Source organism: Saccharothrix sp. 6-C (assembly GCF_016695385.1).
Lineage (GTDB): Bacteria > Actinomycetota > Actinomycetes > Mycobacteriales > Pseudonocardiaceae > Actinosynnema > Actinosynnema texasense.
Window position 1 is genome coordinate 1971930 of the sequence record NZ_CP064192.1, and the last position, 26466, is coordinate 1998395.

At 72.3% G+C, this 26466-nt stretch carries 27 protein-coding genes; 12 read left to right on the forward strand and 15 right to left on the reverse strand.

All coding sequences use genetic code 11. The annotated features are described in order from the left end of the window. Nucleotides 1-13 precede the first annotated feature (13 nt). Entirely contained in the window at nt 14-730 is a 717-nt protein-coding gene (locus tag IOD16_RS09155; protein WP_201439684.1) for a beta-phosphoglucomutase family hydrolase, read from the reverse strand. A 70-nt stretch (nt 731-800) separates the two neighbouring features. Between IOD16_RS09155 and IOD16_RS09160 the strand changes: the two genes are divergently transcribed. After that, nucleotides 801-2108 carry an NAD(P)/FAD-dependent oxidoreductase gene (locus IOD16_RS09160; RefSeq protein ID WP_201439685.1) on the forward strand — a complete coding sequence of 436 codons (1308 nt, stop codon included), beginning with the start codon at nt 801-803 and terminating at the stop codon, nt 2106-2108. A 3-nt stretch (nt 2109-2111) separates the two neighbouring features. Here IOD16_RS09160 and IOD16_RS09165 read toward each other — a convergent pair whose 3' ends face one another. After that, on the reverse strand, nt 2112-2492 hold the full coding sequence (locus IOD16_RS09165) for a DUF3140 domain-containing protein (RefSeq protein ID WP_201439686.1): 381 nt from the start codon (nt 2490-2492) through the stop codon (nt 2112-2114). A gap of 119 nt (nt 2493-2611) precedes the next feature. Here IOD16_RS09165 and IOD16_RS09170 point away from each other — a divergent pair, with 119 nt between their 5' ends. Beyond that, nucleotides 2612-2992, forward strand: coding sequence for a hypothetical protein (locus IOD16_RS09170; protein WP_148088747.1), 381 nt, complete (start codon nt 2612-2614; stop codon nt 2990-2992). An 8-nt stretch (nt 2993-3000) separates the two neighbouring features. Next, on the forward strand, nt 3001-3129 hold the full coding sequence (locus IOD16_RS40905) for a hypothetical protein (protein ID WP_268957689.1): 129 nt from the start codon (nt 3001-3003) through the stop codon (nt 3127-3129). A 4-nt stretch (nt 3130-3133) separates the two neighbouring features. On the opposite strand, the gene IOD16_RS09175 is transcribed toward IOD16_RS40905, so the two are convergent. Both IOD16_RS09175 and IOD16_RS09180 read right to left on the reverse strand, forming a co-directional pair. Further along, nucleotides 3134-3751 carry an SRPBCC domain-containing protein gene (locus IOD16_RS09175; protein WP_201439687.1) on the reverse strand — a complete coding sequence of 206 codons (618 nt, stop codon included), beginning with the start codon at nt 3749-3751 and terminating at the stop codon, nt 3134-3136. Further along, nucleotides 3748-4092 (reverse strand): ArsR/SmtB family transcription factor, encoded by a 345-nt coding sequence (locus tag IOD16_RS09180; protein ID WP_053716034.1) that lies wholly within the window; start codon nt 4090-4092, stop codon nt 3748-3750. The genes IOD16_RS09175 and IOD16_RS09180 overlap by 4 nt, the downstream gene beginning before the upstream one ends. A gap of 116 nt (nt 4093-4208) precedes the next feature. Here IOD16_RS09180 and IOD16_RS09185 point away from each other — a divergent pair, with 116 nt between their 5' ends. The 3 genes from IOD16_RS09185 to IOD16_RS09195 all read left to right on the forward strand — a co-directional run bounded on the left by IOD16_RS09185 (nt 4209) and on the right by IOD16_RS09195 (nt 6852). Continuing rightward, entirely contained in the window at nt 4209-4856 is a 648-nt protein-coding gene (locus IOD16_RS09185) for a hypothetical protein (protein ID WP_170185017.1), read from the forward strand. Between the two features lie 200 nt (nt 4857-5056). After that, entirely contained in the window at nt 5057-6004 is a 948-nt protein-coding gene (locus IOD16_RS09190) for a sunset domain-containing protein (protein ID WP_201439688.1), read from the forward strand. An 83-nt stretch (nt 6005-6087) separates the two neighbouring features. Continuing rightward, nucleotides 6088-6852, forward strand: a complete 765-nt coding sequence (locus IOD16_RS09195; protein WP_123742649.1) for an ATP-binding protein — start codon at nt 6088-6090, stop codon at nt 6850-6852. A 12-nt stretch (nt 6853-6864) separates the two neighbouring features. Here the strand turns inward: IOD16_RS09195 and IOD16_RS09200 are convergent, their stop codons facing one another. From IOD16_RS09200 to IOD16_RS09215, 4 genes are all read right to left on the reverse strand, one after another. After that, on the reverse strand, nt 6865-7212 hold the full coding sequence (locus IOD16_RS09200) for an STAS domain-containing protein (protein WP_148088746.1): 348 nt from the start codon (nt 7210-7212) through the stop codon (nt 6865-6867). Between the two features lie 153 nt (nt 7213-7365). Next, nucleotides 7366-8370: a C40 family peptidase gene (locus IOD16_RS09205; protein ID WP_201439689.1), complete on the reverse strand. Its 1005-nt coding sequence runs from the start codon at nt 8368-8370 to the stop codon at nt 7366-7368. 139 nt (nt 8371-8509) lie between these two features. Next, entirely contained in the window at nt 8510-8881 is a 372-nt protein-coding gene (locus IOD16_RS09210; protein ID WP_201439690.1) for a DUF397 domain-containing protein, read from the reverse strand. Further along, entirely contained in the window at nt 8881-9756 is an 876-nt protein-coding gene (locus tag IOD16_RS09215; RefSeq protein ID WP_201439691.1) for a helix-turn-helix domain-containing protein, read from the reverse strand. Before IOD16_RS09215 ends, IOD16_RS09210 begins: the two co-directional genes overlap by 1 nt. A 144-nt stretch (nt 9757-9900) precedes the next feature. Between IOD16_RS09215 and IOD16_RS09220 the strand changes: the two genes are divergently transcribed. Further along, nucleotides 9901-10440 carry a Scr1 family TA system antitoxin-like transcriptional regulator gene (locus IOD16_RS09220; protein ID WP_201439692.1) on the forward strand — a complete coding sequence of 180 codons (540 nt, stop codon included), beginning with the start codon at nt 9901-9903 and terminating at the stop codon, nt 10438-10440. Here the strand turns inward: IOD16_RS09220 and IOD16_RS09225 are convergent. Continuing rightward, nucleotides 10417-11310 (reverse strand): PfkB family carbohydrate kinase, encoded by an 894-nt coding sequence (locus IOD16_RS09225; protein ID WP_201439693.1) that lies wholly within the window; start codon nt 11308-11310, stop codon nt 10417-10419. The two genes, IOD16_RS09220 and IOD16_RS09225, sit on opposite strands and share 24 nt — an antisense overlap. A gap of 133 nt (nt 11311-11443) precedes the next feature. On the opposite strand from IOD16_RS09225, the gene IOD16_RS09230 reads away from it, so the two are divergent. Both IOD16_RS09230 and IOD16_RS09235 read left to right on the forward strand, forming a co-directional pair. Then, nucleotides 11444-12736 (forward strand): lytic polysaccharide monooxygenase, encoded by a 1293-nt coding sequence (locus IOD16_RS09230; protein ID WP_201439694.1) that lies wholly within the window; start codon nt 11444-11446, stop codon nt 12734-12736. Beyond that, nucleotides 12736-13281, forward strand: a complete 546-nt coding sequence (locus IOD16_RS09235) for a hypothetical protein (protein WP_201439695.1) — start codon at nt 12736-12738, stop codon at nt 13279-13281. The genes IOD16_RS09230 and IOD16_RS09235 overlap by 1 nt, the downstream gene beginning before the upstream one ends. 10 nt (nt 13282-13291) lie before the next feature. Here IOD16_RS09235 and IOD16_RS09240 read toward each other — a convergent pair whose 3' ends face one another. The 5 genes from IOD16_RS09240 to IOD16_RS09260 form a co-directional block, all read right to left on the reverse strand. Further along, nucleotides 13292-14335 (reverse strand): LacI family DNA-binding transcriptional regulator, encoded by a 1044-nt coding sequence (locus tag IOD16_RS09240; protein WP_053716045.1) that lies wholly within the window; start codon nt 14333-14335, stop codon nt 13292-13294. 441 nt (nt 14336-14776) lie between these two features. Further along, the gene (locus tag IOD16_RS09245; protein WP_201439696.1) at nt 14777-15805 is read right to left on the reverse strand and encodes an endo-1,4-beta-xylanase; all 1029 of its coding nucleotides are present in this window, start codon (nt 15803-15805) and stop codon (nt 14777-14779) included. 24 nt (nt 15806-15829) lie between these two features. Then, entirely contained in the window at nt 15830-16648 is an 819-nt protein-coding gene (locus IOD16_RS09250) for a carbohydrate ABC transporter permease (RefSeq protein WP_123742640.1), read from the reverse strand. Beyond that, nucleotides 16645-17466: a carbohydrate ABC transporter permease gene (locus IOD16_RS09255; RefSeq protein WP_236594848.1), complete on the reverse strand. Its 822-nt coding sequence runs from the start codon at nt 17464-17466 to the stop codon at nt 16645-16647. The genes IOD16_RS09250 and IOD16_RS09255 overlap by 4 nt, the downstream gene beginning before the upstream one ends. 32 nt (nt 17467-17498) lie before the next feature. Beyond that, nucleotides 17499-18794: an extracellular solute-binding protein gene (locus IOD16_RS09260; RefSeq protein WP_201439697.1), complete on the reverse strand. Its 1296-nt coding sequence runs from the start codon at nt 18792-18794 to the stop codon at nt 17499-17501. Nucleotides 18795-18987: 193 nt separating this feature from the next. Between IOD16_RS09260 and IOD16_RS09265 the strand changes: the two genes are divergently transcribed. The 3 genes from IOD16_RS09265 to IOD16_RS09275 are packed head-to-tail and all read left to right on the forward strand — an operon-like array spanning nt 18988 to nt 25371. Next, nucleotides 18988-19977 carry a LacI family DNA-binding transcriptional regulator gene (locus IOD16_RS09265; RefSeq protein ID WP_053716050.1) on the forward strand — a complete coding sequence of 330 codons (990 nt, stop codon included), beginning with the start codon at nt 18988-18990 and terminating at the stop codon, nt 19975-19977. Next, on the forward strand, nt 19971-22307 hold the full coding sequence (locus IOD16_RS09270; protein WP_201439698.1) for a glycoside hydrolase family 3 N-terminal domain-containing protein: 2337 nt from the start codon (nt 19971-19973) through the stop codon (nt 22305-22307). Before IOD16_RS09265 ends, IOD16_RS09270 begins: the two co-directional genes overlap by 7 nt. A gap of 7 nt (nt 22308-22314) precedes the next feature. Next, entirely contained in the window at nt 22315-25371 is a 3057-nt protein-coding gene (locus IOD16_RS09275; protein WP_201439699.1) for a glycosyl hydrolase 115 family protein, read from the forward strand. 55 nt (nt 25372-25426) lie between these two features. On the opposite strand, the gene IOD16_RS09280 is transcribed toward IOD16_RS09275, so the two are convergent. Then, nucleotides 25427-26395 carry an acetylxylan esterase gene (locus IOD16_RS09280; protein ID WP_123742636.1) on the reverse strand — a complete coding sequence of 323 codons (969 nt, stop codon included), beginning with the start codon at nt 26393-26395 and terminating at the stop codon, nt 25427-25429. Nucleotides 26396-26466: the final 71 nt, after the last annotated feature.

A 26466-nucleotide genomic window follows, 5' to 3' on the forward strand; every position in this document is an offset into this window, starting at 1 on the left:
ATCTCCCAACCGGTCACAGCAGCTCCGCCAAGTCCTCGACGACCACGTCCGCGCCGTGCGCCCGCAACGCCTCCCGCTGCCCGGTCCGGTCGACGCCCACCACGTGCCCGAAGCCGCCCGCCCGCCCGGCCGCCACGCCCGCCAGCGCGTCCTCGAACACGGCCGCGTGCTCCGGGCTCACGCCCAGCAGCCGCGCGCCCGCCAGGAACGAGTCCGGCGCGGGCTTGCCCTTGAGCCCGTCGCGGCCGATGACCACGCCGTCCACCAGGGCCTGCACGAACGGGCTCAGACCGGCCGCGTCGAGGACCTTGCGGGCGTTGGCCGAGGACGTCACCACGCCGATGCTCAGCCCTCGGGCCTGCACCGCGCGCAGGTACGGCGCCGTGCCCGGGTAGGGGGTCACGCCTTCGTGTCGGATGATCGCCTCCAGCAGGTCGTTCTTGCGGTTGCCCACGCCGTGCACGGTGTCGGCGTCGGGAGGGTCGTCCGGCTCGCCCTCGGGCAGCGTGATGCCGCGCGACGCCAGGAACTCCCGCACGCCGTCGTAGCGGGGCCTGCCGTCCACGTGCTCCAGGTAGTCCGCCTCGGTGAACGGCGGCTCGCCGCGCGGGCGCAGGAACTCGTCGAAGGTGCGCCGCCACGCGCGGCGGTGCACCACGGCCGTGCTCGTCAGCACGCCGTCGAGGTCGAAGAGGCAGGCGGTGATCGCGTCGGGCAGTCCCAGGGCCATGGTCGTTGTCTACCCCTTCTCGCTGCGGGGTACCCGCTGGCGGAACGGATACCGGCGGAGGGATCGAGCCATGGGCAAGCCACGCGTGCTGGTCGTCGGAACGGGCTTCGCGGGCTACCACTGCCTGCGCACGCTGGAACGCGTGCTCCCGGCCGACGCCGCCGAGCTGGTGGCGGTGAACCCCACCGACTACATGCTCTACGTGCCGTTGCTGCCGGAGGTCGCGGGCGGCTCGCTCGACCCGCGCCGGGTGGCCGTGCCGCTGCGGCCCAAGCTGCCGCGCACGCGCTTGGTGCAGGCGCACGTCACCGGGATCGACCTGCCCGCGCGCACGTGCACGGCGGTCGACGTCGAGGGGCGTGAGCAGGTGCTGGAGTGGGACCGGCTCGTGCTGACGGCCGGCTCGGTGACCCGGCTGCTGTCCATCCCGGGCGTGGCCGAGCACGCGTTCGGCTTCAAGTCGGTCGCCGAGGCGGTGTTCCTGCGCGACCACGTGCTGCGGCAGGTGGAGCTGGCCGAGCAGGCGAGCGACCCGGACGAACGGGCGGCGCGGGCGACGTTCGTCGTGGTCGGCGCCGGGTACACGGGCACGGAACTGGTGGCGCAGGGCATGCAGCTGACCCGATCGGCGTTGCGCGGGCGCACCGGCCTGTCGGAGTCCGAGGTGAAGTGGGTGCTGGTGGACATGGCCCCGCGCGTGCTGCCCGGCCTGGACGAGCGGCTGTCCGGGCCCGCCGCGCGGGTGCTGCGGTCGCGCGGCGTGGACCTGCGGCTGGGCACCAGCGTCGAGGAGGTCACCGAGGAGTGCGCGAAGCTGACCGACGGCAGCCGGATCCCGACGCGCACGCTGGTGTGGTGCGTGGGCGTGCAACCGGACCCGCTGGTGAAGTCGATCGCGCTGTCCACGGTGAAGGGCCGGGTGGTGGTCGACCCGACGTTGGCCGTGCCGACGCACCCGCACGTGTTCGCGGCCGGTGACGTGGCGGCCGTGCCGGACGTGTTCAACGACGGCAAGCCGACGCCGATGACCGCGCAGCACGCGCAGCGCCAGGGCAAGCTCGCCGGGCGCAACGTCGCGGCCTCGCTCGGCCACGGCCCGGTGGGCACCTACCGGCACCGCGACCTGGGGTTCGTGGTCGACCTGGCGGGCGCGCAGGCGGTGGCCAACCCGCTGCACATCCCGCTGACCGGCCTGCCCGCGAAGGCCGTGGCGCGCGGCTACCACCTGCTGGCGATGCCGGGCAACCGGCTGCGGGTGGCCGTCGACTGGCTCACCGACCTCCTCGCCCGCCGGCAGGTGGTGCAGTTCGGGCTGGTCCCCGAGGCGGGCGTGCGGCTGGGGGACGTCGAGAAAGCCGCCGTCGCCAACCGGGGCTGACGCTCAGGCCGGCTTGAGCGGGTCGTGGCCGAGGGACATCAACCGGTGCCGCCAGCGCGCCTCGCCCGCCGTCGGCTCCAGGTCCTCGCGCCGCTGCGCCCGCACCCGCTCCACGACCTCGCGCATCACCTTGACGTCCTCGGTGGTCAGGTCCGTGCGCCGCTTGCGCAGGACCCGCAGCACCTCCTGGCCGGTCGGCGTGCCCGCTTGGTCGGTGCCCGCTTGGTCGATGCCGGCTTGGTCGGTGCCGGCTTGGTCGATGCCCGCTTGGTCGGGCACGGTCTCGCTGTCCTCGTCGGCCGAGCGGGTGCGCAGCCAGTCCTCCAGCTCGTGCGAGGTCATGTTCACCACGCGGTGGAAGTCGTCCCACAAGGTGCCGGTCATGAAGAAGGGGGTTGCCGCCGCGCCGAGGGGTGAAACGCGGGCCGCGGGCGCCGCGATCTTTGCGCGATCCGAACATCCGCCGCACGTGCTCCACACCGTGAGCGGTGATCGTGGTCGTCATGAAGACAGGGATTCGCCTCGCCGTCGTCGCGACCGCCGCGTTCGGGCTCTGCTCGTCCGGGGTCGCCGTCGCGCAGGACACCAGCTACGCGCCCATGACGATCAGCCCCGACCAGGTGAAGCAGCTGTGCGAGAAGCGGGCTCCGCGCATCGAGGAGCGCGTCACCCGGCTCACCACCCGCATCAACGCCGGACCGGAGGTGCCCGGGTCGACGGCGTGGCTGCGGGCCCAGGCGCAGCAGGCGCGCGACGCGGGCCGGACCGCCCGTGCCGAGCGGCTGGAGCAGCGGCTGCAGCGGCGCGAGGGCCAGCTGACCAAGCTCGGCGACGCCCAGCGCCGCGTCGACAAGTTCCAGGCCGACCACTGCGGCGTCAAGTGAGGGCCGCGGTGGCGGCTGTCGTGCTGCTCTTCGCCGTGGTCGGGTGCCGCGCCGAGGGCGCGCCGCCGGCGGACCCCGGTTTCGACGGCATCGAGACGACGCTGGACGGTGTCGAAGCCGAGGTCGCCGAGCCGTAGCGCGTCAGCCGACGTCGGGGGTGTACTGCGCCTTCGCCACCGCGACCGCCTCGGCCAGCTCGTCGGCCGAGGCGGTGCCCGACTCGGCGACCGCCGCCGCCCACGCGTCGATGGACCCGGCGTTGAACCGCCGGGTTTCCGGCGCGTCGGCGGCGGCGACCGGGTCGAAGCCGTCGTGCACCTCGCCCGCGAGGTAGAGGCCGAGGCCGAGGAACCCGCCGTCCCAGCCGGGGCCGACGTAGAGCGCGCCCGCGCCGCTGCCCGCCATCGCCTTGGGCACGGTGTGCTCCAGCTCGACCGTGGTCCGCTCGTCGCCGTCCTCGGTCAGGCGCAGTTCCACGATGCTGGTGTCGGCGCCCCACGTCAGCCGCAGCAGCTTCGGCGGCGAGCAGGTGAGGACGCTGCCGCTCGCGTTGTGCTCCACCTGGAAGGTCCCGCCCTCCCTCAGGTCGCCGCTGACCGGCAGGAACCAGCGCTTGAGCCGGTCCGGGTCGGTCACCGCGTCCCACACGTCCGCCGCCGCCGCGTCGTAGGTGCGCCGCAGCAGCACGCCGACGGTCTCGTCCGAGCCCTCGTGCACCCCGCGGTGGATGGCCTTGAGCTGGTCGGCGATGTCGATCACTGTTGTTCCTCCTTGAGTCGCCTCTCGCGCTTGCCGCGCGCGAGTTCGGTGGCCAGCGCGTCGAGGTGCCCGCTCCAGAACCGGCGGAACCGGTCGAGCCACTCGTCCACCTCGCGCAGGCCTTGGTCGTCCACCGCGTAGAGGCGCCGGGTGCCCTCGGCGCGGACGCGGGCGAAGCCGTTCTCGCGCAGCACCCGCAGGTGCTGGGAGACGGCCGGCTGCGAGATGCCGAACTCCCGGCGGACCACCTCCGTGACCGCGCCGGAGGTCTGCTCGCCGTCGGCGAGCAACTCCAAGATGCGGCGACGGACGGGGTCGCCGAGGACGTCGAACGCGTGCACGACCAGCATCTTTCAGTCTGGGCTTATATAAGTCAAATCTAAGGCTCGGGAATTGTCGGTGGTCGGTGGCACTATCTCGAACGGATGTTCGGTACGCGTTCGAAGGGAGCCATGAGATGCGAGTTCGACTAGATCCCCGTCAGTGGCCCGGCCGTGTCATCCCCGAGACCGACGCCGAGATCGACACGGCGGTCGAGGCGCTCTGCCTGCGCGCGACCTGGCCCGATGCCCACCGCGCCGCCGTGCGCCGGGTCGTCGAGCCGTGGTTCGCCGAGGGGTGGAGCGTCGATGCCCTGCTGGCGGCGGTCGACCGCAGGCCTGACGGCACCAGGCAGGGCAGCCCGAGGAACCGCGACCAGGTAGCGCACGACTTCCTCCGTGCGCGGCTGCGGTCGTGGTGGCAGGGGGGCGCGCGGCGTGCGCGCCCCCCGGTGGCGGGCATGACGCTGGGCGCCTGGTGGCGCATCAACCGGCGCAACGCCCGCCTGACCGAGCCGCGCGCGCGGCGGCCGTTGAGCGCGGCGGGCAGCTTGGCGCGCGAGCAGTCGCGGGAGCGGGTGCGGGCGCGGCTGAAGGACCCGGTGGAGCGGTCGCGCGAGCTGGCGCGGCGGCGGCAGGAGGTGCTGGACGGTCTGCTGGTGCCGGGGCAGCGGGTCCCGACGTTCGACGATGCCCGCACGCTGCTGGCCGACGTGCGGCTGCCCGCCCACCCGGTGTGCAGTCGGTGCGGGTGCAGGCAGGGGGTGCTGCCGAACGCCGCTTGACACGTCCTTAGTCTGTGGTTCCCGACACGGTGAATTCGGCCGACGGGTCGTGTGCTTTCGGGTCGAGCTGGTGGTGTGGCGTCGTGACTTCGGGTGGCAACGCCCGTGACGCCGACCTGCGGACCGAGGGCGTGCGCGGCCCGTCGCGACGCGTCCGGTCGACGTCCCTGTTCCGCAAGCTGTGGCCGTAGGAGTTGGCAGTGTCCTGGTTGTTCACCATCGTCCTGTGCGTGGCGGCGTTCCTGGCGGGCGCGGCCGTCGTCTGGCTGCGCCTCAACCCCACCATCCGGGACCTGCGCGCCCGCCTGGCCGAGCCGGCCGCCGTCGAGCCGACCGCCACCCCTGAGCCGACCAACTCCGAGCCGACCACCGCTCAGCCGATCACCGCTGAGCCGATCACCGCTGAGCCGATCACCGCTGCCGCCGTCGTGGTCCCGGCCGCCGCCGAGCCCACTCCGGAACCCGCCGAGGTCGTTCAGGTCGCTGCGCCCGCGGCGGAGCCCGAGACCGCTCCGGAGCCGAAGGCCGCCCAGGAGCCCGAGCCCGGGATCGCGGCGGAAGTCGAAGCGCCCGCAGAGGAAGTCGTCGCGACCGAGGAGCCCGTCGCGATCGAGCAGCCCGTCGCGATCGAAGAAGCCGTCGTGGTCGAGCAGCCTGCCGAAGCCGCCACCCCCGCCGCCGAGATCGAGCCCCCCGCCCCCGCCCCCGCCGTCGAGGTCGAGGAAGTCGTCCCCGCCGCAGCAGTCGCCGAGCCGGTCGAGGAAGTCGCGCCCGTCGTTGCGGTTGCGGAGCCGGTCGAGGAAGTCGCGCCCGTCGTTGCGGTTGCGGAGCCGGTCGAGGAAGTCGCGCCCGTCGCCGTGCCTGCGCCCGTCGCCCTGCCCGTCGCCGAGGTCGAGGCACCCGCGCCCGCCGTCGAAGCCGCACCCGAGGTCGCGCCCGCGCCCCTCGCCGGCCCCGTGGTGGTGGCGGGTGAGTCGGTGACGCTGGAGGTCAAGGCGAACTCCAAGTCGATGATCTTCCACACCCCGGACTCGCCGTACTACAAGCGCATGAAGGGCGACGTCACCTTCGGCTCGGTCGCCGAGGCCGAGCGCGCCGGCTACACCCAGTGGACCCCGAAGCCGAAGGTCGCCTCGCCCGCCCGGTGAGGTCGGCCAGCCGGACCGACCGCGTGGCGCGACCAGGCGAATAGGGTCACCCCGCTCGGGTATCCACCGAGCGGGGTGACCTCATGCCAACGCGAGACCGGGGGCGGGGAGCCGGCGTCGTCGCCGCGCTCGCGCTCCACCGCACGGACGTCGACGGCGCGGCGGTGGTGCGCCCGACCGGCCGGCTCGACCTGACCACCTACCGCGAGCTGCGCGACGGGCTGCTCAAGTGCGCCGTGGACGAGCCCACCGCCGTGATCGTGCGGCTGGACGACGGTTTCGAGTGCGCCACCCCCGCGTTCATGTCGGTCTTCGCCACGGTGGGGCTGCGCGTGTCGGAGTGGCCGGGCGTGCCGGTGATGCTGGTCGGCGAGTCGCCCTGCCACCGCCGCGCGCTCGCGGTCGGCGCCTTGGGCGTGGTGCTGCGGTTCACCGCGCTGACCGCAGCCCTGGCCGCCGTCGAACGACCGCCCGAGCGCACGCGCGACGAGACACAGCTGCCCGACTCGCTGCTCAGCGGCCTGCTGGCGAGGCACTTCGTGCGCGAGACGTGCCAACGCCGGCACGTCACCCACCTGGTCCACGACGCGGTCACGGTCGCCACCGAGCTGGTCGAGAACGCCGTCCGCCACGCCCGCTCGGCGCCGGTGCTGCGCCTGGAGCTGCGGGGCCGCCGGCTGACCGTCGCGGTCCGCGACGAGAGCCTCGACCCTCCCCGGGAGCCGAAGGCCGAGCCGCTGCGGCCGGGCGGCTGGGGCCTCACGATCGTGTCGTCGCTGAGCCGCACGTGGGGCTGCTACCCGTGGCCGCACGGCGGCAAGGTCGTCTGGGCCGTCCTCGACGGCTGACCGCCGGGCCCGTCAGCCTGCCTCGCTCACCGCCGTGACGATGGTGAAGTGGTCGGTGAGGTCCGTCAGCTCCAACGGGTGCAGCACGGCCTTCGTCGTCGCCACCAACCGCAGCGCCACCCCGGCCTCGTCGCACGCCGCCCGCAGGGCGATCAGCAGGTTGATGCCGGTCGACCCGAGGAACGTCACGCCGGAGAGGTCGAGCACGAGCACCCGGCTCGCGTCGCCGAGCCGGTCGCGGACGTACTGCTCCACCTCGGGCACCGTCGCCATGTCCAGTTCGCCGGCCACGGCGACGACCACCACGCCGGTGGACACCTCGCGCGCCGTGAGCGCGACGGCATCGGTGAAATCGTCCATGTCCACCCCTGGGTGTGGTCGGCAGGTGCGGCTGCCTGCTCAACCGCGTCCAGCCTAGGCCCAGGAGAACTGTGAGCGCCCGTCAGGACCGGTGCAACTCGTCCACCGGCCGTGACCTGCCCGATCCCGGCCGCGCGCCCGACCGGGCAGGCGCTAGCCGACCACGCGCCGGATGACGTTCACCGGTCCGATGGACTCGATGTCCTGCACCTTCACCGGCACGCCCTCGGTGGACGCGTGCACGGCGCGGATGCCGTCGATCGCCATGGCCACGTGCGTCTGGCCGGAGTAGTAGATGATCAGGTCGCCGGCCTTGACGTCGTTGCGCGACACCTGCCGGCCGATGGTGGCCTGGCTGTAGGTGGTGCGCGGGATCGCGATGCCCACCGACCGGTACGCCGCCTGCATGAGGCTGGAGCAGTCCCAGGTGTTCGGGCCGTTCGAGCCGTACACGTAGTCCTTGCCGCGCTGGGCGAGCGCGAACGCCAGCGCCTCGCCGGCCTTGCCCGCCGGGACGGGGATGGCGCTCATGTCGCCCGCGTTGTTCAGCGCGGCCCGCTCCGCCGAGCTCAACGAGCGGTAGGCCTCGCGGGCTTCGGTGATCTGCCCGTCGAGCGCGGCCTTGCGCTGGTCGATGTCCGCGATGGCCTGGTTCGCGGCGTCGGCGGCCTCGGTCGCGCGGCGGGCGGCGTCGTTGGCCAGGTCGACGGCGTCGCTGAGCCCTTGCAGGGCTTCCGCGTTGTCGCCCGCCAGCACGCCGAGGGCGGACATGCGGTTGAGGAAGTCCTGCCGCGAGTCGCTGACGAGCAACGCGGACAGCTCGTTGAACCGCGCCCCCTCGAAGGAGGCCTCGGTGAGCAGGTCGACCTGGCCGCGCAGCGCTTCCTGCGCCTGCTGGGCCGTGGTGATGTCGCGGTTGGCCTGGTCGAGCGAGCCCTGGGCGTTGGACAGCGTCTCCTGCGCGCGCAGGTGCTCTTCGTTCAGCGCCTCGGCCTGGTGGGAGAGGTCGTTGTACTTCTGCAACGCCGCCGAGGCGTCGGACGGCGTCTCGGGGTCGGCCGCGGCGTGGGGGAGGGGCAGGGCGGCGCCGAGCAGCGCGGAGACGGCCGTGGCCGTCAGGGCTGCGCGGGCGGTGCGCTGAGCGGATTTCGACGCCACGGTTCGCGCAATCCTCCTTGAGCCGGCTGGGTCCCCGAACGGGTTACACCCGCCCAGGGTCTCGGACAGGTTACGGAACCGCTTGGCGCTCGTCCATAAGGGGTCTGCTTCCGCCGCGTTCCCCGTCGGGTCGCGTCCGTCAACTGGCGCGGGCGACGACGGCGGAGTGGCTGAACTCGCCCGCGCGCACGCCCCGCATGAACATCTCCCACTCGCCGCGCGTGTAGCGCAGCGCGGCGCCGTCCTCGCGCGCACGCAGGATCGCGCCGCCGCGCGGCGCCGGCAGGACCGTCAACGCGCCGTCCTCCTCGACCGAACCCGACAGCAACCGGCGCAGGAAGTCGTCCCACGCGGGGGCGGCCAGGGTGAGCACCGGTCCGCTGCCCTGGTCCTTGGTGTCCCGCACCTGGACCACGTCGCCGTCGAACCTGACCTCGACGCAGTCACCCGACGCCGTGCTGAAGCTGCTCTTGAACCAACCACGCGCCGTGGCCGAGGGGCTGTAGGGCATCAGAACCGCTCCATCTCGTGGTAGACCGCGTCGATGAACTCCCGCGAGTCGCGGTCGCCGAGCGCTCGGTCGAACGTCTCCGCGAAGCTCGCCGTCGACTCGAGTATCACTTGGCGCTTGTCGATGATGACACCGCTGATCGCGGTCTCCTGGTACATCAGGTCGCCGAGCCTGTTGGAGCCAAAGGAAAGGATCTTCAACGCCGCCCCGAGCAGCGGGTGCGCCCCCGCCGCGAACGGGATGACCCGGACCCGGACGTGACCGCCCTTGCGGTCGAGGACGTCGAGCAGGTGGGCGAGTTGCCCGCGCATCACGCGGGGATCGCCGACGAGCTGCCGCAACGCCGCTTCGCCCAGCACGACGTCGAGCCGCACCGGGTGCTCGCCGTCCAGCCGGCCCTGCCGCGCCAGCCGCGTCTCCAGCCTCGGGCCGACGTCGACCGGCCGGATGTACGGCGTGCCGGCCCGCACCACCGCCCGCGCGTAGTCGGCGGTCTGCAGGAGCCCGGGGATGATGTCCGGCGCGTACTCGCAGACCTTCGCGGCCCCCGCCTCCAGGCCCAGCAGCCGCAGGAAATCGTCCGAGTAGAGGCGGGCGTAGTCGTACCACCACTCCCGCCGCTCGGTCTGCTCCCGCAGCGCCTCGAGCCCGGCGCGCTCGTCCTCGGCCAGCTCGTACGCGTCGGCCAGGTCGCCGAGCTTCGCCGCCGTGAGCCGGCGCTTGCCGGACTCGATCGCGGAGAGGTTCGTGCCGCCGATGCCCGTGGACTTGCCGACCGCCGCCGCCGTGAGCCCGAGCCGGTCCCGGTGGTCCCGGAGCCTCAACCCGAGCTCCCACGCCTGCACGGTGCTGGAGATCGGGGCGTCGTCGCCCATGTCCTCGTCCCGTCGGATTCGGTGGCCCGGAGCGATGCAGAGGGTAGCGACACCGCACCCGTCCGATGAGTCGACATCGGGATAATTATCAATATAGCTTCGGGTCACGCACGAGAAGTGTCCCGCAGCCGAGGTGATGACCTGATGGACCACAAGCCGACGCTGCGTGGCCGCCTGCTCGGCCTCGAACTGCGCCGGGTCCGCGAGGCGGCCGGCCTGACCGTGGCCGAGCTCGCCTCACGGACCAGGCAGTCCCCGCACCGGATCCAGCGCCTGGAGGACGGCGTCGCCGCCTCGCCGAGCCCGGACCCGACCATGTGGTGCGCCTGGGGCGCCGAGGCGACCAGCGTGATCAACGTGCTGTGCCGCACCGCCGAGCGGATCGACGTCTACGCGCCGCTGGGCCTCCACCCGTCCCTCGACCAGCTCGACGCCGACCGCTGCACGGCCTACGTGCTGGAGGGCTCCGCCGTCGACCGCGCCGACGTCACGGTCCGCGTCATCCCGCGCGGGACCGAGCACTGCCCCGGCGCCGAGCACCCGTTGACCAGGTTCGTCCTCGCGGACGGCCCGGCCGTCGTCTTCTACGCCTACGTGCACCGCGCGATGTTCACCGAGGACCCGAGCCACCTCGGGCCGGCGCACCGGTTCTTCCAGTACCTAGCCGAGCTGACGCGCGGCTAGCGCGAGCCCCGTCAGGTCCGTCCGCCCGCCGGGGTGGCCCACCGCGCGGCCGGCGGCGGCCGTGGCCAGCCGGCCCGCGTCCGCGGGGTCGTCACCGCGCACCAGCGCCACGGTCAACGCGGCCACGAACGCGTCACCGCCGCCGGTCGTGTCCACGACCTCCTCCTCGGTCAGCGGGACCACCACCGAGCCCTCGGCCCACGTCAGCACGTTGGCCTCGCCCGGCACCTCCAGCGCCACCACCGACGGCCCGCGCGCCAGCAGCTCCCGCCCCGCCCGCACGGCCGCGTCCGCCCCGGTGATCGACCGCCCCGTCACCAGCTCCGCCTCGTGGTGGTCGGCCCGCACCACGTCCGCCGCGGCCAGCAGCTCGGCCTCGCGCCCGGCCGGCGCGCCGTCCAGCACGACCAGCCCGGTCGCCGCGCGGACCGCCGCCAGCGCCGCCTCGGCCGGCTGCTGGAGCTGCACGACCACCGCGTCCGCGCCGGCCAACGTCGACGCCGCCGCCCGCACGTCGTCCACCGTCACCAAGGTCGGCTCGGGCACGTCCTCCAGGTACCGGTACGCGCCGTCGCACACGAGGTCCACCATCAGGGCGGTCCGCACGCCCGCCCGGCACACCACGGCGGACGTCGCTACGCCGTCCGCGTCGAGCCGCTCGACCAGCAGGCGGCCCTCCCGGTCGTCTCCCACGACGCCGACCAGCGCGGCCGTTGCGCCGAGCTGCCTCGTGCCCCGGGCGATGTTCGCGCCCTTCCCGCCGAGCATTTCCCGACGTTCCAGGACCCCCGCGCGGGCACCCGGTCCGGGCACCTCGGGCACCACCAAGACCAGGTCACGGGCTATCTGACCGACCACCGCGATGCGCATGGTCGAGCGGTACCCGGTGGCCACCAGTTGAAACGGGCCGTTGACGTGGCGTCACCGGTAATGCGATCGTGATTCTGGGAGCGCTCCCAGTCCTGTGGTTCACAGATCACCGTCGATCTGAAGGAGAAGGTCCTTGCGACTCAAGCGCTTTGGGGCGTTGGCACTCGCCGCGCTCGGTATCGTCGGTGTGACCAGCGTCGTCGTCCAGAGCGGCGTGGCGTTGGCACACGGGTCGATGACGTACCCCGCAAGCCGCACCTACGCCTGCTACGAAGACGGCAGGGCGGGCAGCGGCGGCGGTGACCTGAACCCGACGAACCCGGCGTGCGTCGCCGCGGTGCAGATCGGCGGGAAGCAGCCGCTGTGGGACTGGTACGGCAACCTGATCAGCCTGGCCGGCGGCAAGCACCGCGAGATCATCGCCGACGGCGACCTGTGCGGCCCCACGACCAAGTACGACGCCTACAACCTGGCCCGCGCCGACTGGCCGGTCACCACGTTGCAGGCCGGCGCCCGGATCAACTTCAAGTACAACGCGTGGGCGCCGCACCCCGGCACCTGGGACCAGTACGTCACCAAGGACGGCTTCGACGTCACGCAGCCGCTGAAGTGGTCGGACCTGGAGCCGGCGCCGTTCGACAGCATCACCAACCCGGTCGCGGTCGGCGGCGAGTACTCCTGGAACGGCACCCTGCCGAACAAGAGCGGCCGCCACATCATCTACTCGATCTGGCAGCGCAACGACAGCCCCGAGGCGTTCTACAGCTGCTCGGACGTGGTCTTCAGCGGCGGCAACAGCGGCGGTGACACCCAGGCGCCGACGGCCCCGGGCACGCCCACCGCGACCGCCACCGCGAACTCCGTGTCGTTGAGCTGGTCCGCGGCGTCGGACAACACCGGCGTGAGCGGCTACCAGGTCTACCGCGAGGCGGGCGCCACCGACGTGGCGGTCGCGACGACCTCGGGCACCACGGCCACCGTCACCGGCCTCACCGCCGACACCGCGTACCAGTTCTACGTGGTGGCGCGGGACGCGGCGGGCAACACCTCGCCCCCGTCGACCGCGGTGTCGGTGCGGACCGGCACGGGCGGCGGCACGACGCCGGGCGCCTGCGCGGTGACCTACAACGTGCCCAGCTCGTGGTCCGGCGGCTTCACCGCCAACGTGTCGGTGAAGAACACGGGCACCAGCGCGGTCAACGCGTGGCAGCTGGTCTGGGACGTCCCGACGGGTCAGGGGATCGGCCAGGCGTGGTCGGCCGAGGTCGCCGTCGCGGCGGGCAAGGCCACCGCGAAGGGCGCCACCTGGAACCAGAACATCCAGCCGGGCCAGACGGTGAGCTTCGGGTTCAACGGCACGTCGCAGGGGACACCCGCGAACCCGTCGTCGTTCGCCCTCAACGGCGCTTCCTGCGCCGCGGCCTGATGTTGGGTCGGTGCGCGGCCCTGGTCGCGCTCCTGGTGGGGTCGGTCGCCTGTTCTTCGGCGGCGACCGACTCCACCGGCCTGGGCTCCAACGCCCTCGGCCCGCCGCTGGGCACGCCCGCCGCGGTCGGGGAGTGGGTGCAGGAGAAGACCGGGCAGTGCGACGACGTGGTGCCTCGCACGATGGAGGAGTTCGCCGAGTTCGTCGGCCCGCTGCGGGCGAAGCTCTACGCGCCGTACGTGGCGGAGTGGGCGACGTGCGAGGCGGGGCCCTACGAGCGGCTCGGGCTGGTCGTGTTCCAGCGCGAGAAGCTGCCGGACTTCCAGCGCTCCTGGCAGGGGGCGCTGGCCGGCGGCGAGGTGTCGGACAACCCGGACTTCGGGTTCGGCAACGGCTTCGCGCTGAGCGGCACGCTCGGCCTGGAGCTGCTGGGACTGCACGAACTGCGTTGCACACCGGTGGAGCCCGGTGCGGACGTGGGCCACACCCTGCCCGCGGAGGCGGAGGGGTGCACCTACGTCCAGAAACCGGGCCACCACCACTAGAGGCGGCTCGTCAGCGTGGCGCGGCGGTGCTCTGACGCACCACCAGCGTGGTGGCAAGCTCGATTCGGCGGTGTTCGGGCTCTTCACCACGTGCCAACGTGATGGCGAGACGGGTGCCCGCCGCGGCCATGTCCTGCAGCGGCTGCCGGACCGTGGTCAGCGGCGGGCCCACCCATTGCGCGACCGGGAGGTCGTCGAAACCGATGACGCTGAGGTCCTCCGGGATCCGCAGGCCGGCCGCTCGTGCCGCCTCGTAGACGCCGAGGGCCTGCAGGTCCGACCCGGCGAAGACCGCGGTGGGCGGGTCCGGCAGGTCGAGCAGCGGCGCGAACTGGGCCCGACCGGACTCGACGTGGAAGTCGCCGTAGCGGACCAGGTCCGGGTCGTAGGCCAGGCCCGCGGTCTCCAGCGCGGCGCGGTAGCCGTCCACGCGGGCGCGGCTGCACAGGACCCGTTCCGGGCCGCCGATCATGGCGATGCGGCGGTGGCCCAGCTCGATGAGGTGGCGGGTGGCGGTCAGGCCGCCGTTCCAGTTGGTGGCTCCTATGGAGGGCGTCTCCAGCTGGGGTTCCCCGATCGGGTCGACCACGACGACCGGGATGTCCCGCGCGCGCAGCTTCGCCAGCTGCGAGGACGTGAGGTCGGAGAAGACGGAGATCACGGCCAGGGGCTTGCGGGCGATGACGCCTTCGAGCCAGCCGTGGCCGGGGGTGAGCCTGCCCTGCGACTCCGACAGCACCAGCGCCAGGCCCTGCTCGGAGGCGACCTGCTCGGCGCCCCGGATGATCTCCAGCGCCCAGGCGCTCTCCAGCTCGTGGAACATCAGTTCCACCAGGTTGGACCGCCGCGACCGCTCGTCCGCCCGCCTCTGGTAGCCGTGCCGCCGGATGATCGCCTCGACCCGTTCGCGGGTGTGCGGCGCGACGTCGGCGCGACCGTTCATCACCTTCGAAACAGTCGGAACCGAGACCCCGGCTTCGGCCGCGATGGCGGCAATGGTGATCTTGCCCGAGGCTGTGCCATCCGAGGGTGACGGGTCGGCTTTGGTCGGCATGGGGGCAGTCTACGGCAGCCCCGCCCAGTTCTGGCCGCTAGACGCGGGGGAGCGGTGGTGGGTCGTTCGTCACTTGGCGTGTCCGTAACGCGTTCGAAACGTTCGACATTGTGATCGAAACTGTCGAATGTCCGATTGCTCCCACTCGGCCGCACCGTCGAGGCTACCGCAACGCGGTCACCGATCCGGCTCGAAACCGGACCGCCACCGACCTCGTCCGCGCCCGTGCGAGCGTTCAACTCACCCGTTCCGAACGTAGGACACACCCGTTCCGAACGTAGGACACGCGCGAGAGTCGTACGTTCACGCCGCGCGTGTCCTACGTTCCGGACGCGCGTGTCCTACGTTCCGGACAGGCGAGTTGAGCGTTCCGGACGGCCGTGGTGGGGTGGGGGGCTCGGGCCCGCTGGGAGAGGTGTGCGGGCCCGAGCCCCGGTCGGGTCAGCTCCGGCGGCGTGCGCCGCCGAACGAGAGGTCCTCGCGCAGGGCCCGATCAGCGGGCTTCGCGGCGAAGTTCTCGTCGAGGATGCCGGCCGCACCCTCACCCTCGAACCACCCGGGCACCCAGGAGTACTTGTCCGTGTACCCCCAGACCGTGAACGACAGGCAGCGCGGCGTTAGCAGGCACGCCCGCAGCAGCGAGCGGTAGACGTTCGCCTGGGCCTGCGCCTTCACCGGGTCGGACGGCAGCGCCACCCGCACGTCGGCTTCCGTCACCGCGGTGTGCAACCCCAGGGCGTCGAACCGCCGCAGGTTCTCCGGCAGCGTCGTCGGCGCGTGCCGCACCGAGCAGTGGGCCTGCACGCCGACGCCGTGGATCGGCACGTCCTGTCGCACGAGTTCGCGCACGAGGTCGTACACGCCGTCGCTCTTGGCGTTGACGTCCTCGACGTCGTAGTCGTTGTAGAACAGCAGCGCGTCCGGGTCGGCTTCGTGCGCCCACCGGAACGCGTCCGCGAGGTAGCCGGGACCGAGCGCCCGTAGCCAGACGGTGTCGCGCAGCGTCCCGTCGTCCTCGAACGCCTCGTTCACCACGTCCCACTGCCAGACCCGGCCCTTGAACCGCCGCACGGTGGTCTGGACGTGGGTCTTCAGCACGTCGCCCAGCTCGTCGGGCGGCACGTCGGCCAGCCACGCCGGGTTCTGGTTGTGCCAGACCAGCGTGTGGCCGCGCACGCGCTGCCCGTTGGCCCGGGCGAACGCGAAGAACGCGTCGGTCGGGCCCCACTCGTACCGGCCGCGGGTCGGTTCCAGCTCGGCCCACTTCATGGCGTTCTCGGCCGTGACGGTGTCGAACTGCTCCGCCACCCACGCCCGGTACGCGGGGTCCTCGGCCAACGCCGTCAGGTCGACGGCCGTGCCGAGCGCGAGGCCGTGCGGCTCCGCGAGCCGCCGGAGCGGGGGTTCCGCCGCCGTCGCGGGTGCGACGGCGGCGGAACCGGTGACCGGAACGGTCGGGTCGTCGGGCATGAGCGTCCCTCCGGTCCGGACGTGCTACTTGCCGAAACCGGCGGTGAGGCCGCTGAGCAGGAACCGCCGGCCGATCAGGTACACCGCGAAGATCGGCAGCACGGACAGCGTCACCGCGGCGAGCAGCGCGGGCACGTTCGTGCCGAACTGCCCCTGGAAGTCCCACAACCCGAGGGTGAGCACCCGGGACGACTCCGACTGGGTGAGCACCAGCGGGAAGAGGAACCCGTTCCACGCGTTGAGCGCCGTGTAGACGACGACCGTCATGATCGCCGGCCGCGCCAGCGGCAGGACCAGCGACACCAGCACCCGCATCGGGCCGGCACCGTCGATCGCCTGCGCCTCGTACAGCTCGCGCGGCACGTCGCGCAGGCTGTTGACCAGCACCAGCATCGCCACCGGCAGCGCGAACGCCGCCGTCGGCAGGATGATCGCGGTCAACGTGTCGTACAGCTGCATCCGCGTGATCATCAGGTACACCGGGATGATCGTGGCCTGCGCGGGGATCGCCAAGCCCATCAGGAGCAGGGTGAACCCGCGCTGCACGAACGGGCTGGTGTTGCGCACCACCGCGTACGCGGCGGGCACCGTCACCAGCACCACGATCGCCACCGTCGCGACGGTCACGATCACGTTGTTCAGCAGGTACTGGCCGAAGCCGCCGGTCAGCACGGTGACGTAGTTGTCCAGCGACAACGCGTCCGGCATCGCCCACACGCTCTTGCCGAGGTACTCGGCGCGGGAGCGCAGCGACACCGTGACCAGGTAGAGCAGCGGCCCGACGACGATCGCCAGCCACACCAGGGCGAAGATCCCGGCGGGCCAGTTGGGACGAGACTTCACGACCCCTCCTGCTGGCTGGTCATCTGGCGGAACCCGCTCCAGCGCATGACCGCCAGCGACAGCGCGGTGCCGAGGACGACCAGCACGACCGCGATCGCGCTCGCGTAGCCCATCTCGAACCCGCTGAAGCCGGTGATGTACATGTGCAGCGGCAGGATGCGGGTCGCGGTGCCCGGTCCGCCGTTGGTCAGGATCAGCACGGTGTCGAACGTGGTCAGCGAGCCGACCAGCATCAGCACCGACGACGTGACGATGGTGTACCGCAGCTGCGGCAGCGTGATGTGCCGGAACTTGCTCACCCGTGACGCGCCGTCGATGGTCGCCGCCTCGTACAGCGAGGGCGGCACCGCCCGCGCCGCACCTTGGTAGAGCAGGGTGTGGAACGGGATGAACTGCCACGAGATGACGAGCACCACCGTGTAGAGCGCGATGTCGGGGTCGCCCAGGAACAGCGGTCCGCCGACGAACGCGCCGAAGTTCGGCTCGAGCAGCGCCTGCCACAACAACGCGATGGCGGCCGTGGACAGCAGCAGCGGGAGGAAGAAGATCGAGCTGAGCACCGCCCGGGACCGCTGCTTGCCGGCCGCCCAGACCCCGATCAGCAACGCGATCGGGGTCTGGACGAGCCACGACACGACCATCAGCACCAGGGTCCGCCACACCGAGGCACGCGCCTCGCTGTCTTCGAGCAGCCGGGACCAGTTCTCGCCCCCGTTGAGCGCCGGCGTGCCCAGACCGTCCCAAGCGGTGAAGCTCAGGTAGATCACGAGCAGCATGGGCAACACGGCGAACAGGGCGAAGAATCCGAACGCCGGCACGGCATACCAGGCCGAAGGCCGCTGGGACGACATCAGCGCGCGGCCACCGCGTCGACGAACTGCTGCGGCGAGACCTTGCCCAGGAAGAACTCCTGGAGCTGGGTCAGCATGAAGGTGGCGTCGTCGGCCGGGAGGTCCTGGTCCCAGGACAGCTGGAAGTTCTTCGAGTCCAGCACCAGGTCGTAGATGAACGACGCGTACTCCGGGTTCGGCGACTTCTTCAGCTTCTCCTCGGCGCCCACCACCGGCGGGACGTCACCGGCCTCGATCAGCGCCTCGACGTAGGAGTCCTTGTGCAGCTCGGTGGTGACGAACTTCTTGGCCGCGTCCAGGCTCTTCGAGTCCTGGGTCGCCGAGTAGAAGTTGCTCACGTTGCCGACGAGGTTGCCCGCGTCGCCCTTGCCGCCGGGGACCGACGGGAACGCCACCCAGCCCAGGTCGCCGTTCTTCACGAAGTCCGGGCTCTGGTCGAGCTGGTTGGTGTACTCCCACGAGCCCATGAGGTGCATGGCGGCCTTGCCCTGCGCCAGGATGGTCGACGCGCCACCGGCGTCGTAGCCGACGGAGGCGAAGCTGCTGCCGAACGCGCCGCGGTCGATCAGGTCCTTGAGCTTGGTCATGGACTCGACCACGGCCGGGTCCTTCCAGCCCTCGGGGCCCTTGTCCCGGATGTTCTTGAACACCTCGGGGCCGGCGACGCGGTCGAGCACGTACTCGGCCCACATCAGCTCGGTCCACGCCTGCGTGCCGGCGAGGGCGATCGGGGTGATGCCCTTCGCCTTGAAGGTGTCGACGGCGGTGAGCAGCTCGTCCCACGTGGTCGGCGGCTTCGCGCCGGCCTCGCTGAAGACCTTCTTGTTGAAGAACAGCAGCACCGGCTGCATGCCGCGCATCGGCACGCCGTAGTACTTGTCGCCGAGCTTGGCGCCGTTCAGGACGCTCGGGATGAACGCGTCCTTGACGGCCTTGTTCTCCTCGAGCACGGAGGTGAGGTCGGCCACCTTGCCGGCGTCGACGTACTCCTTGAGGTTGCCACCGCCCCAGTTGAAGAACAGGTCGGGGGCCTGCGGGGAGCCGATGGCCACCCGGAGCCGCTGCTTGTACGGGTCGTTGCCGAACGTCTCCAGCGAGGCGTTGCCGCCACCCGCCTTGAACGAGTCGATCGACTTGTTCTCGATCTTGTTGAGGACCGGGTCCTCGAGCGCCCAGATCTTGAGGGCGCCGCTGGTGGTCTCGCCCGGACCGGACGTGCCACACGCGGACACCACTGCTGTCACGGCGACGAGCCCCATCGCGATGAGGGGACGCACCCATGAACGGCGGGACATGCGACCGCCACCCTTCTGCCACGCTGCGGATTTGTTCGTGGCATCGAAACATTTCGAAACATCCACGACTTGCGCAGACCTTAGGCCCGTGTCCAACCGGTGTCAAGCGTCACCATTCGGCGCGTCCAGGTGACGTTTCTGCACGTCAAGAGGTCACTCTTGTGTTTCGATCGAGTTTCGATACTATCGGGCCATGCGTCGAGCCACGTTGGCCACGATTGCTGCAGCAGCGGGGGTGTCTCTCCCGACGGTGTCCAAAGTCCTCAACGGGAAGGACGACGTCGGCGCAGAGACCCGGGCCCGCGTGCGGCAGCTCCTGGCCGAGTATGACTACGTGCCGGTCGGGTCCCGCAGGGCCTCCGGTCATCTGCTGGTGGACCTCGTGTTCACCGCCCTGGACAGCCCCTGGGCGGTGGAGATCATCCGTGGCGTCGTCGACACCGGGCTGCACGTCGTGGTGTCGTCCACCGACAAACCCCGTCAGCACACGTCGTGGGCGGCGTCGCTGGTCGAGGCCAGGCGCGCGGGAGCGCTCCTGGTCACCTCCCAGCTGACCGCCGCCGACCGCCGGGTGCTGGCCAACTCCCGCATCCCCGTCGTGGTCATCGACCCGGTCGACCTGCCGCAGCCGAACGTGCCCAGCGTCGGCGCCACCAACTGGGCGGGCGGCCTGGCCGCCACCGAGCACCTCCTGCGCCTCGGCCACCGCCGGGTCGGCGTCATCGGCGGACCGGCCGGCATGCTGTGCAGCCGCGCGCGGGTCGACGGCTACCGCGCCGCGCTGGACCGCGCGGGCATCGCGTTCAACCCCGAGCTGGTCAAGCACGGGGACTTCAAGCACGAGGGCGGGTTCCGCCGCGCGGCCGAGCTGCTGGCGCTGCCGGACCGGCCGACGGCGATCTTCGCCGGCAACGACGAGCAGGCTTTAGGCGTGATCGAGGCGGCCCGCGTCGTCGGGCTGTCCGTGCCGCACGACCTGAGCGTGGTCGGCTTCGACGACCTGCCGGTCGCGGTGTGGTCCTCGCCCGCCCTCACCACCGTGCGCCAGCCACTCACCGAGATGGGCCGCCACGCGGGCCGCATGCTCGCCGACCTGATCGCGGGTCGCCCCGTGGAGACCGAACGGGTGGAACTGGCCACCGAACTCGTCGTCCGATCGTCAACGAAGGAGCCGCCGTGCTGAACCCCTGGGCCGATCCCGGAAGGCCGACCGGTGAGCGGGTCGCCGCCCTGCTGGCCGAGCTGACCCTGGAGGAGAAGCTGGCCCAGCTGGTGGGCGTGTGGGTGGGCATCTCCGAGGGTGAGGAGGTCGCCCCCGCGCAGCACGAGTTCGCCGAGCCGCTGCCGCCGTGGGACGAGCTGACCAAGCCCGGCCTCGGGCAGCTGACCCGCGTGTTCGGCACCGGGCCGATCGACCCGCTGGTGGCCGCGAAGGTGCTGGCCGAGACCCAGCGCAAGCTGGTCGCGAACACCCGGTTCGGCATCCCGGCCATGGCTCACGAGGAGTGCCTGTCCGGTTTCACCGCGTGGCAGGCCACCGTTTTCCCGACCCCGCTCGCGTGGGGCGCGTCCTTCGACCCGGAGACGGTCGAGCGGATGGCACGCGAGGTGGGCCTCGTGATGCGCGACGTCGGCGTCCACCAGGGATTGGCGCCGGTGCTCGACGTGTCGCGCGACCCGCGCTGGGGACGCACCGAGGAGACCATCAGCGAGGACCCGTACCTCGTCGGTCTCCTCGGTGCCGCCTACACCAAGGGCCTGGAGTCCAGCGGGATCGTGGCCACGCTCAAGCACTTCGCGGGCTACTCCGCCTCGCGCGGCGGGCGCAACCACGCGCCCGTCCACATGGGCCCGCGCGAGTTCGCCGACGTGGTGCTGCCGCCGTTCGAGATGGCCCTGCGCCTGGGTGGCGCCCGCTCGGTGATGAACTCCTACGCCGAGGTCGACGGCGTGCCCGCCGCCTCCGACCCGACCCTGCTCCACGACCTGCTGCGGGAGCAGTGGGGCTTCACCGGCGTGGTGGTCGCGGACTACTTCGCGGTGTCGTTCCTGGAGACCGCGCACGGCGTCGCCGGCTCGCCCGGTGAAGCCGCCTCGCTGGCCCTGGCCGCCGGCATCGACGTCGAGCTGCCCAGCGTGCGCTGCTTCGGCGAGCCGCTGGCCGAGCTGGTGCGGTCCGGGCAGGTCGACGAGGCGCTGGTGGACCGCGCGGTGGTCCGCGTGCTCACCCAGAAGTGCGAGCTCGGCCTGCTCGACGAGGGCTGGCAGCCGGAGTCGCCCGCGGTGCTGCGCGGCGAGCCGGTCGACCTCGACCCGCCCGCGCTGCGCGACCTGGCCCGCACGATGGCCGAGCGCTCCGTGGTGCTGCTGGACAACGCCTCGGACGTGCTGCCGCTGGCCGACACCGGCAAGGTCGCCGTGGTCGGACCGTGCGCGGACGACCTGCTGGCGCTGATGGGCTGCTACGCGTTCCCGAACCACGTGGGCGTGCAGCACCCGGACGTGCCGCTCGGCGTCGACATGGACACGATGGTCCAGGCCGTGCTGAAGGAGTTCCCGGGCGCCGAGGTGTCCACCGCCAAGGGCTGCGAGGTCGACGGCCTCGACCGGTCGGGCATCGAGGACGCCGTCGCCGTGGCGCGCGAGGCCGACGTGGTGCTGGCCGTGCTGGGCGACCGGGCCGGGCTGTTCGGCCGCGGCACGTCCGGCGAGGGCTGCGACGCCGAGGACCTGAACCTGCCCGGCGTGCAGGGCGAGCTGCTGGACCGGCTGCTGGCGCTGGACGTGCCGGTCGTGCTGGTGCTGCTGACCGGCCGCCCGTACGCGCTGGGGCGCTACACCGGGCCCGGCGCCGACGTGGCGGGCACCCGGCCCGCCGCGATCGTCCAGGCCTTCTTCCCCGGCGAGGAGGGCGCGGGCGCGGTCGCCGGCGTGCTCAGCGGGCGGGTCAACCCGTCCGGCAGGCTGCCCGTGCAGGTGCCGCGCGGCTCCGGCGGCCAGCCGACCACCTACCTGCACCCGCCGCTCGGCGGTCCGGGCGGGGTCAGCTCGGTCGACCCGTCGCCCGCCTTCCCGTTCGGGCACGGCCTGTCGTACACGACGTTCGAGCTGTCCGACTTCACCGGCGGCGCGGAGTTCCCGGCCGACGGCGAGGTCGAGGTGTCGTGCCTGGTGCGCAACACCGGCGACCGGTCCGGCGCCGAGGTCGTCCAGCTCTACCTGCACGACCCGGTCGCGAGCGTGACCCGCCCGGTGCGCCAGCTCGTCGGGTTCGCCCGGGTCGAGCTGGACGCGGGCGCCGCCACCGAGGTGACGTTCCGGCTGCACGCCGACCGCACCTCGTTCACCGGCCGCGACGGCAAGCGGGTCGTCGAGACCGGCCAGGTCGTGCTGCAGGTCGGCCGATCGAGCGAGGACATCCGCTGGGAGCACCCGGTCCAGGTGACCGGCGAGCCGCGCGTGGTCGGGCACGACCGCGTGCTCGTGACCCCGGTGACCACCACGTCACGATGAGGTGACCATGAGGTTAGTGCCCTTGCTGGTGCCGCTGGCGCTCCTCGCGCCCGCGGCGCCGGCGGCGGCGAGCCCCACCCCGAACGGCCCGAGCCGGGTCGAGGGCTACGTCGTCGACCGACCCGGACCGGGACGCTTCCCGCTGGCGTCCCGGGGCAGGGCCGCCGCCATCCTGGTCAGCGACGCCGACCACCCGGGCGTCGTGCGGGTCGTCGGCGACCTGCGCGACGACGTCGAGCGCGTCACCGGCGTCCGGCCGGAGGTCGCCACCCTCGACGGGACGTCCGGCCGGACCGCGGCGCCGCGCGGCGACGTGGTCATCGTCGGCACGGTCGGCCGGAGCCCGTTGATCGACGGCCTGGTGGAGCGCGGCAAGCTCGACGTGTCGACCATCGCGGGCCGGTGGGAGACCTCGCTCCAGCAGGTCGTGCACGACCCGATCCCGGGCGTGCGGCGCGCGTTCGTCATCGCGGGCAGCGACCAGCGCGGCACGATCTTCGGCGCGTACGACGTCTCGCGCGAGATCGGCGTGTCACCTTGGCACTGGTGGGCCGACGTCCCCCCGGCCCACCGCGCCGAGCTGCACGTGCTGCCGGGCCGGCACGGCCAGGGCACGCCCGCGGTGAAGTACCGCGGGTTCTTCGTCAACGACGAGAACCCGGCGCTGGGCCGCTGGGCGCCGCGCCACTTCGGCGGCGGCCACGCGCCGGGTTTCCCCGCGGGCTTCAACCACCACTTCTACGCCAAGGTCTTCGAGACCCTGCTGCGGCTCAAGGCCAACTACCTGTGGCCCGCGGTGTGGGGCCGGGCGTTCGCCGAGGACGACCCGCTCAACCACGCGACCGCCAAGGAGTACGGCGTCGTCATGGGCACCTCGCACGAGGCGCCGATGATGCGCGGCATCGAGGAGTGGAACCGGCACTCCGAGGCGGGCACGGGCGACCCGTACGGCGGCAACGGCGAGTGGAGCTTCCGCCGCAACCGCGACGCCATCGAGCGGTACTGGGCCGACGGCGCGCGGCGCATGAAGGCCGAGGGCTTCGAGGGCGTGATCACCCTCGGCATGCGCGGCAACGGCGACGTGAGCCTGCCCGACGGCGACGGCATCGAGCTGATGCGCGAGATCCTCGCCGCCCAGCGGGAGATCCTCGACCGCGAAGGGCTCTCGGCGGCCCCGCAGGTGCAGACCCTCTACAAGGAAGTCCAGCGCTACTGGGAACAAGGGCTCCGGCCGCCGGACGACGTGACCGTCGTGTTCGCGGACGACAACTGGGGCAACATGCGCAAGCTGCCCGACCCGTCGCTGCCCGAGCGCGCCGGCGGCTACGGCCTCTACTACCACTTCGACTACGTCGGCGGCGGGCGCAGCTACAAGTGGGTCGACACGACCCTGCTGCCGAACGCGTGGGACCAGCTGCACCAGTCCTACGAGTACGGCGTCGACCGGCTCTGGGTCGTCAACGCCGGCGACCTGAAGGGCAACGAGCTGCCGCTGCAGTTCTTCCTCGACTACGCCTGGGACCCGCGGCGCTGGCCGGTGGAGGAGCTGGGGGAGTGGGAGAAGCGCTACGCGGCGCAGAACTTCGGCCCGCGCCACGCCGGCGAGATCGCCTCGGTGCTGCGCGAGTACGCCACCCTCCAGTCCCTCCGCAAACCCGAACTGCTCAACCGCAAGGCCTCCGACGCCGGGTCCGCGATCACCTACGACGACCGGGCCTCACCGTTCAGCCTGACCGACTACCGCGAGATCGACCGCGTCACCGGGCAGTGGCAGCGGCTGGCGGACCGGGCCGAGCGCATCCGCGGCGCGTTGCCGCAGACGTCGCTGGACGCCTACCACCAGCTGGTGCACTACCCGGTGAAGGCGACGGCGAACCTGTACGCGTTGCGGCTGGCGGAGTTCACCAACCTGCTCTACGCGAAGCAGGGCCGTGCGTCGGCGAACCCGCTGGCCGACGCCACCGACGCGCGGTTCGCCGAGGACCGGGCGATGTCGGACCACTACGACACCGTGCTCGCGGGCGGCAAGTGGCACGGCTTCCAGACCCAGCCGAAGATCGGCTACGGCGACGTGGCCCGGTACGGGCCGACCGCGTCGTGGCAGCAGCCCGAGCGCGACGGCGAAGCGCTGCCGGACGCGGTGTTCCCCGCCGTCGAACGCGTCGACCTGCCGCAGGTGGCCGAGATGGGCGTGGCCGTGGACGGGTCGGACCAGTGGTGGCCGGCGGCCGGCGGGTCGCCGGCGCTGCCCGCGTTCAGCCCGCACCAGTCCCAGCCGGGCCAGTACGTCGACGTGTTCAACCGGGGCACGATCCCGTTCGACTACTGGGCCACGCCCGGCGCCGCCTGGCTGCACGTCGACCGGCCGCACGGCACGGTCGACGACCAGGTCCGGCTCGACGTGCGGGTGGACTGGTCGCGCGCGCCGAAGGGCCGGACCACCGTCCCGATCAAGATCACCGGCGCGGGGGTGCTGGTGACCGTGCACGCGGTGGTCGAGCACGACCTGGTGGCGCCGCGGGGATTCGTGGAGGCCAACGGGTACGTGTCGATCGAGGCCGCCAACGCGACCCGGGTCGTGGACGGCGACGGCGTGCGGTGGCGGCGGATACCCGACCTCGGCCGCCCGGGCGACGCCATGGAGCCGTTCCCGGTGACCGCGCCGAGCCGTGAGCCGCTGACCCGGACCGGGCCGCGGCTGGAGTACGACCTGACCGTGCGGTCCGACGGGCCGGTGACGGTGTGGGCGCACCTGTCGCCGCGCAACCCCGTGCTGCCGGGCCCGGGCCTGCGGTACGCGGTGTCGTTCGACGACCAGCCGCCGCAGGTCGTGGACATCACCGCCGCCACCGGCGCGGACGACACCACCATGAACCGCCAGTGGGAGCGCAACACCTCCGACAACGTCAACCGAACCGCCACCGGGCACCGGCTGGACGCGGGCGCGCACACGCTCAAGTTCTGGATGGTCGACCCCACCGTGGTGGTCCAGAAGCTGGTCGTGGACTCAGGAGGTCTCAGGTCGAGCTACCTGGGACCCCCGGAGAGCCGTCGAGTCCACTGACCGGGCTGGGGCGTGAGGGGGACTATGGCGGTGGCCCCCCTCACGCCCCGCCTTCTCACAGGTGCGCGCGCAGGTGGCGCAGCTTGCGCTCGTCGTGCACCCGCGGCGTGGTGTGGCCGCTGAACGGGAACACCGCCATCTCCTTCGGCGCGGTGATCTCGTTGTAGGCCGCGTACACCGTGGACGGCGGGCACACCTCGTCCATCAGGCCGACGCTCAGCAGCGACGTCGCGGTGATCCGCTTGGCCAACAGCGCGCCGTCCACGTACCGCAGCGTGTCGCGGGCGGCCGGGATCAGGTCGACGTGGTGCGCCAGGAACTTCGCGATCTCCGCGTACGGCTCGGCGTCGGTCAGGGTGATGGCCCGCTGGAAGTCGCACAGGAACGGCACGTCCGCGTGGCACACCTTCACCGCCTCGCCGTTGAGCGCGGCGGCGGCCAGCGCCAGCCCGCCGCCCTGGCTGCCGCCGGACACCGCGATCCGCGTCTCGTCCACCCCGTCCAGGGAAGCGGCCACCTCCACGGCGCGGGCCGCGTCCACCATCAGGCGCGTGACGTAGTAGGTCTCGGGGCTGGCGATGCCGCGCGTCATCACGCCGGGGTGCTCCGGGCCCGCCAGGCCGGAGTCCGGGGTGGCGCCGAGCGTCCACCGCCCGCCCTGGCCCCGCGTGTCCATCACGAACACCGCGTAGCCGACGGACGGCAGCAGCGCGTGCTCCGACGGCAGCCCGCGCCCGCCGCCGTAACCGATGTAGCAGACCACGGTCGGCAGCGACTCGACGCCGGAGCCGGCGGGGCGGATGTACCAGCCGCGCACCCGGTCGCCGCCGTACCCGGAGAACTCCACGTCCCAGACGGAGAGCGGACCGTAGGCGTCGGCCGCGTACGGGGTGAGGACCGGAGGCAGGGAGGCGGCGTGCGCCTCGTCCAACCGGGCCTTCCACCACAGGTCGAGGTTGTCCGGTTCGGCGGTGTCGGTCCGGTAGAGCGCCAACTCCCGCTCGGAGAGGTCGAACCAGGGCACGGCGGTCCCCTTTCACATCATCCGTTAAGCGCTTAATTACCCTACCGGGCCAGGCCGCCCGGACCGCGGCT